Genomic DNA, 6,180 nt, shown 5'->3' on the forward strand with positions numbered 1-6,180 from the left:
TCTACTATTATATCGGACCTTCCTCCTCTATTCCAATCTGGCAAATTTTCCTCGCTTATGCTCCGTGTCTGTGATACTAATTTCATGTAGTGGAAAAAAATGTTAATAATTGATGGGCCATATTTACCATTCCTCACTTTTATGTTATTATTTAAAATAGTTACTTTTAGTAAGTTAGTATATATTAGTAAGGTTAGCGTTTCAATTCCTTTCCTAGTAACTCATAAGGCGAAAGTGTCTCTAGATAAATAGATAGAAATCATTTATAGTAGAAATACGGGGTGAATGGTGATGAAACAGTTATGTCCGCGGTTTGAAAAGGCAATGCAGCTTTTTAGTAAAAGATGGGTTGGATTAATTTTATTTGAATTACTCGAAGGATCGAAGCGTTTTTCGGAAATGGAGTCAGAACTTCCTGTTAGTGGACGACTTCTATCTGAACGGCTAAAGATGCTTGAACAAGAAGATATTGTCGAACGAAAGGTTTATTCCGAGTTCCCCGTTCGAATAGAATACGCGCTAACAGAAAAAGGCAGGGCGATGGAACCAGTTATATCTGAAATTAAGTCGTGGTCGAAAAACTGGGTTTCCCATCAAGAAGGAGATAATATTTGATTTATGTGTACCTACCCAGTCTCTAGCATTCTTATATTTGATCAATCAACGCCGCTTTGATGCGGCTTTTCTTTTTGTACAACGATGTTTTTTCAACTATACTTGGTTGCCGACCATATGACAACCGAGCGCCCCTTGGCTTGGACTCTTTGGGAGGTGAAATTCAATGTAAACTACCAAACTACTCAACAATTGAATGATAATACATAAAAGGAAAGCAGGTGAAAGCTTGGATTATCAGCAACTTGAACTCGCCCAATCTGAATACATAACGAATACAGCTTTATCACACCGCAAAAAATTCGGTCAATTTTTTACACCAGCAATTGTTTCCGATCTTTTTGCTAACTGGATTTTACAAGACACCGACGTAAAAACTGTGCTAGACCCGTCGATTGGTTTAGGTAGTTTGATTGCTCCTCTGCCAGCACAACTTCCCGTTTATGGGTTTGACATAGATCCGAATATGCTCATCAAAACAAAAGCACTATTTCATCATCGACCAAACATGCACCTTATCGAACAAGATTACTTAACAAGTGACTGGGATGACAAATTTGATGCAATTATCTGTAACCCACCTTACGTCACTTTTCGAAAATATGAGGACAAAGCTAGCTATATCAAGCAATTTGCCGAGTAACTTGGGATTAAGTTATCTGGTTCGACCAATTTGTTTGCTTTTTTCCTTTTAAAAGCAATCCATCAATTAAGTGAAACTGGCCGTGCTGCGTTTATTATTCCGTCCGACTTTCTCAATGCTGATTACGGCGCTAGGATCAAAGAATACCTTCTAAACCATAACAATTTGCACCTCGTCGTTGTTGGTAATGTGAAACTACCATGGTTTGAGGACGCGTTAACTACATCATCCTTACTATTTTTTGATAACCAAACCAAAACGGACAAGCTAGAGTTCCTTCAACTTGAAGAGCTAAAAGGTCTCGAGCAGGTTACCACTTATGTTAAAAAATTCCACCAACAAAAGGCACTTGGCACAGTTGTTGATTATCGAGCAATTGACCCAGCAACAAAATGGAAAACCTATTACCAAGAGGATACAACTGACATCTATCAGCATGTCTTACCCCTGTCTACATTTGGCAAGGTGAATCGCGGCATTGCAACTGGTGCAAATGATTTCTTCTGCCTTACAAAAACAGAACTGAAAGAGTGGGGAATTACTGATCAGTTCGTTGTGCCGTGCGTTACGAAATCAAGGCAAATCAGTAGCCATTTCTTTCTGGAACAGGACTACCTGTCATTAGTTGAGGACGGTGGACCTGTTCATTTATTGAATGTCCAAAAAACCCCAGTCGAGAGTGACGCAATTAGTCGTTACATTCGGCACGGAGAAGCCTGTGGTGTTGATCAAGGCTTTTTAACGAAGCAACGAAAATACTGGTATAAAATGGAGAAGCGGGTACCTGCCCCAATTCTTGTCAACGTATTTAGTCGAAATAAAGTTCGGTTCATTCGAAATGAAGCGATGGTGCGCAACCTAACTGCGTTTCACGGCATTTATCTTCATGCTGACTACGAACAAGATATCGACGTGCTAATGGCCTATTTTCTGACCGATATTTGTCAACAATTACTATCCCGTCAACACCGCGAATACGGTCGGGGGCTTAAGAAATTTGAACCTAATGACCTGACAGGGGCACCTGTTGTTGATTTGAACATTTTAACGATTAGACAAAAGGCCGAAATTGTCCGTTATTACGAGCAATTTCGCACGGCAGAACTAACCAAAAATAATGCACTACAAACCGATTCATTAAACGCACTGAATCACCTGTTTGAAACAATCATTAGAAAAGTATAGGCGCCTGCGCTGCCCTGCGGTAATTTCCCGGAGTATTCGGACTTAGGTGACCCGATTTGGGCTTTCCCTGTCCGAATCGTGCACATATTCCGACTCAGGGTGGACCGATTTGGGCTTAGCCACCTTAGAAGAATTTCTAACCTAAATAAACAATTAGCCAATTTAAAATAAGAAAAGCGAAAGCGCCTTGCTAGACTAAGGCAGGCATAAGACGCCACAGAAGGGCTTGTCTTATGACCTCAGGCGGGCTAGGCACCCGGACCTAGACAGCTCTTTGATCTTTTTATACTTTCTTTTCTTTTAAAAAACGCGGGTCGCCCCTAGTACGACCTACCTTAAACTACTATCTTACATACTAATCAAGTCTGCTAGCTTCTTTCCACGGGAAATCAGTTCCAAATGTTCGGGCAAGTTCCTTAGAACGTTTGCGCCGCTCTTGCCTGATTTCCGCTCGGCGAGCAGCATCTTCATGGAGCCACTTTTCTTCTTCGGATTCCGGATATACACCAGGAACATCCGTCGGCCGGTATTCTTCATCTAATGCAACCATCGTAATAAACGACGTTGCACAAACTTTTCGTTCACCTGTTATTAATTGTTCGGTGATTACTTTGACGAACACCTCCATCGATGACCGATTTGTCCATGTGACGAACGCTTCTAAAATAATAACATCGCCTTCTTTGACCGGATGTAAGAAATCAACCGAATCCGTCGATGCAGTTACGACTTGGCGTCTTGCATGCCTTGTTGCCGCAATGGCAGCGACATCGTCAATGTGGGACATTAGCTTCCCACCAAACAATGTTCCATGCATATTCGTATCCGGTGGAAATACGTGCGAATGTTTCACTGTTAAGGATGCAATACATGGTTTCGCCTTCATACTATCCCTCGCTTTCTATAATATCGGTGAAATTAATCTTGAGATTGATTCTTTAAATCGAACCCAGTGTGGTCGTTTTAAGTATAGTGCTAACGTTAATTGAGAGGATACCTTCATATCCTTTTCATATGCTTTAACTAATCTTGCTGCAAGCTCCTCATCATACAAAAAAGCATTCACCTCGAAATTCAAGCGAAAGCTTCGAACATCGATGTTGGCTGTTCCTACCGAGGCAATTTTCCCATCAACAACAATCGACTTTGCATGCAAAAATCCGTTCTGATAAATATAGATGGTCGCACCTGCTTTTAGTAATTCCCCAATATAGGATAGTGTTGCCCAATACACGAACGGATGGTCGGGTTTATTTGGGATCATAATACGTACATCAACACCCGACAATACCGCAATTTTTAAGGCATCGGCTAAACTGTCGTCAGGGATAAAATACGGTGTTTGGATATAAACATATTCTTTTGCTTCCATAATCATCTTCATATAGCCATTCTTAATTTGTTCCCAGTCAGAATCTGGGCCACTAGACACAATTTGAATACCCATGTCACCAGCAGGCTCTGATGCGTAGTAGCGTTCATCATAATGGATATCGTGTCTTGACGCTTGATTCCAATCCAGTATAAACCTTGTTTGCATATGTTTAACAGCTCCACCAACTATCTTCAAATGGGAATCCCGCCAATAACCGAATCGTTTGTTAAAGCCTAAGTATTCATCACCAATATTAAAGCCGCCAATGTATCCAATTTTTCCGTCAATGATCGCTAATTTACGATGGTTTCGATGATTTATTTTTAAATTGACTTTTGGAATTAACGGTGGGAAAAAAGCTTCGATTTCTGCACCAGACGCGCGGAGCCTTTGAATAAACCTTCGACTTAACGTTCTTGAGCCCATGTCATCATATAAAACACGAACCTTTACCCCTTCTTTGGCTTTTTTTATCAGTGTGTCAGCAACTAAATTACCGAGCTGATCATTGCGAATGATGTAATACAGTAGGTGGATGTGGTCTTTCGCCTGACCAATATCGTGAAGGAGCGCGTGAAACTTCTTCTCCCCATCTGTAAAAAGCTCGACGGTATTGTCTTGCGTAAAGATAGCATCATCATTGCGTAAATGTAAGTAAAATAAATCTTTATACTGCATTAAATTCGTTTGCTTTAGTTCAAAGGTTCCATTTTCAATCGACCGTAACTGTTGCTGAACGGCCTTTTTTACACCAAGACGACTTTTCGTGTCCCAGGTGAAAATTGTTTTATTACTTAATTTTCTGCCAAATATTAAATATAAGATAAACCCTGCGACCGGAATGAAAAATAAAACGAGAAGCCAGGCCCATGTTGCTGTAGCATTTTTCCGTTCTAAAAAAACGATTACTACTGCCAATAATATATTAAAAAATAAAAGGAAGCCCAATAAATATGGGATCAAAATCACTCGATATGCCCCCTACCTACCCAAAAAGGTGTCGTACCATTACTATAACATACTCTCTACATTACCCGGTATTGCAATAACTTAATTACCATTTTGTCATTTTGTAAAAAATTATTTCCAGAAGCTGGTACGGGTATTTAATTAGACATGATTAATGCTATAAGAAAAGAGGGTCTTTGCTACTAATTAATCCGATGGGCTAGGAAGCGGATGTACTTCTCACCTTAGAAAAAGGAGGGTTCGGTGAATGGACAAAAAGGTTACAAAAACAGGTACGGTTATTGATGATATCAAATATGCTAATGATAACTCAGGCATGTCTTACAATGAAGCAAAAGCGTATATTGCTCGAACTACTGGCGGGCACAACACGAAAAAATTTAGCACGACCGATATTGAACAAGTACGTAAAGAAATCCACGGAGACTAGAGGATAAGGTATTCCATTTTCGGGATGCCTTTTCTCCAAATTAAAGTTCTGAGGATGTCTCTCTTCTTTTTATAATTCCACTTTTTACATAATCGTTTTCCAAGCTAATCTATTGCAAATTTTTGGAGCGACCTCTACACTTGTTCTTATGTTTAAGGCGATGTGCTACAGGTACGAAGGATTAATAACCATCGTCATTTTTTAGAAAAGCTGAGGTCTTATATATGAATAATGAGTTTAAATCAGGCATCGCCTATGCAACTTCTGCATATCTTTTATGGGGATTCCTGCCTATTTTTTGGAAAGCAATTAACGGGGTTGCAGCAGGTGCGGTATTAGCCCACCGGATTGTCTGGTCGTTGGTTTTTATGATTATCCTGTTACTGATCACGCGAAGCTTCAAGGCTTTTATTGCAGAATGTAAAGCAATAATCAAGGATCGAAAAAAATTAACAGGTATCGCCTTAGCATCTTTCGTGATTAGTTAATCACCCGGACATTAAAGGAATTAGTTTTACTGGTTCAACGAAAATCGGGAAAAATATTAACGAAACGGCAGCAAAATCATTTAAAGGTAACAATGCTCCTCTTCGGGCATAGTCAGATAACTTGCCGGACAAGATGTTTATGGTGCAACACTAGGGATTATTGGAATGGGCAGGATTGGTCAAGCGGTTGCACGACGGGCCCGTGGGTTTAGTATGAAGATAATTTATCATAATAGACAATCTGCCCCAGACGTCGAAGCGGAACTAGACGTTGAGTACCGATCACTTGATGATTTATTAATAGAGTCTGATTTCGTTTGCGTGATGGTTCCTTACACGAAAGAAACACACCATTTAATCACACGAAGAGAATTGACACTAATGAAGGAGTCAGCAATTTTGATTAACACCGCTCGTGGCAGCATTGTTAATGAACAGGATTTGTACGAAGCGCTAGAAAGACAAACTATCTGGG

At 40.1% G+C, this 6,180-nt stretch carries 8 protein-coding genes and 1 pseudogene; 7 read left to right on the plus strand and 2 right to left on the minus strand.

Going from position 1 to position 6,180, the window contains the following annotated elements; translation table 11 throughout:
• Window positions 1-291 precede the first annotated feature (291 nt).
• From NC799_RS07855 to NC799_RS18500, 3 genes and pseudogenes are all read left to right on the plus strand, one after another.
• Entirely contained in the window at window positions 292-615 is a 324-nt protein-coding gene (locus NC799_RS07855) for a winged helix-turn-helix transcriptional regulator (RefSeq protein WP_272445855.1), read from the plus strand.
• A gap of 229 nt (window positions 616-844) precedes the next feature.
• Window positions 845-1,612 (plus strand): annotated as a pseudogene (locus tag NC799_RS18495) (HsdM family class I SAM-dependent methyltransferase); the annotation flags it as partial.
• 93 nt (window positions 1,613-1,705) lie between these two features.
• Window positions 1,706-2,443 (plus strand): hypothetical protein, encoded by a 738-nt coding sequence (locus NC799_RS18500; protein ID WP_465248824.1) that lies wholly within the window; start codon window positions 1,706-1,708, stop codon window positions 2,441-2,443.
• 355 nt (window positions 2,444-2,798) lie between these two features.
• On the opposite strand, the gene NC799_RS07865 is transcribed toward NC799_RS18500, so the two are convergent.
• Together NC799_RS07865 and cls are read right to left on the minus strand one after the other, a co-directional pair.
• Window positions 2,799-3,329: an acyl-CoA thioesterase gene (locus NC799_RS07865; RefSeq protein WP_272445856.1), complete on the minus strand. Its 531-nt coding sequence runs from the start codon at window positions 3,327-3,329 to the stop codon at window positions 2,799-2,801.
• A gap of 15 nt (window positions 3,330-3,344) precedes the next feature.
• Window positions 3,345-4,787 carry a cardiolipin synthase gene (cls, locus tag NC799_RS07870; protein ID WP_272445857.1) on the minus strand — a complete coding sequence of 481 codons (1,443 nt, stop codon included), beginning with the start codon at window positions 4,785-4,787 and terminating at the stop codon, window positions 3,345-3,347.
• A 247-nt stretch (window positions 4,788-5,034) separates the two neighbouring features.
• Between cls and NC799_RS07875 the strand changes: the two genes are divergently transcribed.
• The 4 genes from NC799_RS07875 to NC799_RS07890 all read left to right on the plus strand — a co-directional run.
• Window positions 5,035-5,217 carry a gamma-type small acid-soluble spore protein gene (locus tag NC799_RS07875; RefSeq protein ID WP_272445858.1) on the plus strand — a complete coding sequence of 61 codons (183 nt, stop codon included), beginning with the start codon at window positions 5,035-5,037 and terminating at the stop codon, window positions 5,215-5,217.
• A gap of 224 nt (window positions 5,218-5,441) precedes the next feature.
• Entirely contained in the window at window positions 5,442-5,705 is a 264-nt protein-coding gene (locus NC799_RS07880) for an EamA family transporter (protein ID WP_272445859.1), read from the plus strand.
• A 19-nt stretch (window positions 5,706-5,724) separates the two neighbouring features.
• Entirely contained in the window at window positions 5,725-5,817 is a 93-nt protein-coding gene (locus NC799_RS07885; RefSeq protein ID WP_272445878.1) for a hypothetical protein, read from the plus strand.
• Window positions 5,818-5,870: 53 nt separating this feature from the next.
• On the plus strand, window positions 5,871-6,180 hold a 310-nt coding region (locus tag NC799_RS07890), incomplete at its 3' end, for an NAD(P)-dependent oxidoreductase (RefSeq protein ID WP_272445860.1).

This window comes from Aquibacillus salsiterrae (assembly GCF_028416595.1).
Taxonomy (GTDB): Bacteria; Bacillota; Bacilli; order Bacillales; family Amphibacillaceae; genus Aquibacillus_A; species Aquibacillus_A salsiterrae.

What these genes read in the sequence shown, in the direction of transcription:
- NC799_RS07855 (WP_272445855.1), top strand. Translation starts at nt 292, where the DNA reads ATGAAACAGTTATGTCCGCGGTTTGAAAAGGCAATGCAGCTTTTTAGT.
- NC799_RS07865 (WP_272445856.1), bottom strand. Translation starts at nt 3,329, where the DNA reads ATGAAGGCGAAACCATGTATTGCATCCTTAACAGTGAAACATTCGCAC.
- NC799_RS07875 (WP_272445858.1), top strand. Translation starts at nt 5,035, where the DNA reads ATGGACAAAAAGGTTACAAAAACAGGTACGGTTATTGATGATATCAAA.
- NC799_RS07880 (WP_272445859.1), top strand. Translation starts at nt 5,442, where the DNA reads ATGAATAATGAGTTTAAATCAGGCATCGCCTATGCAACTTCTGCATAT.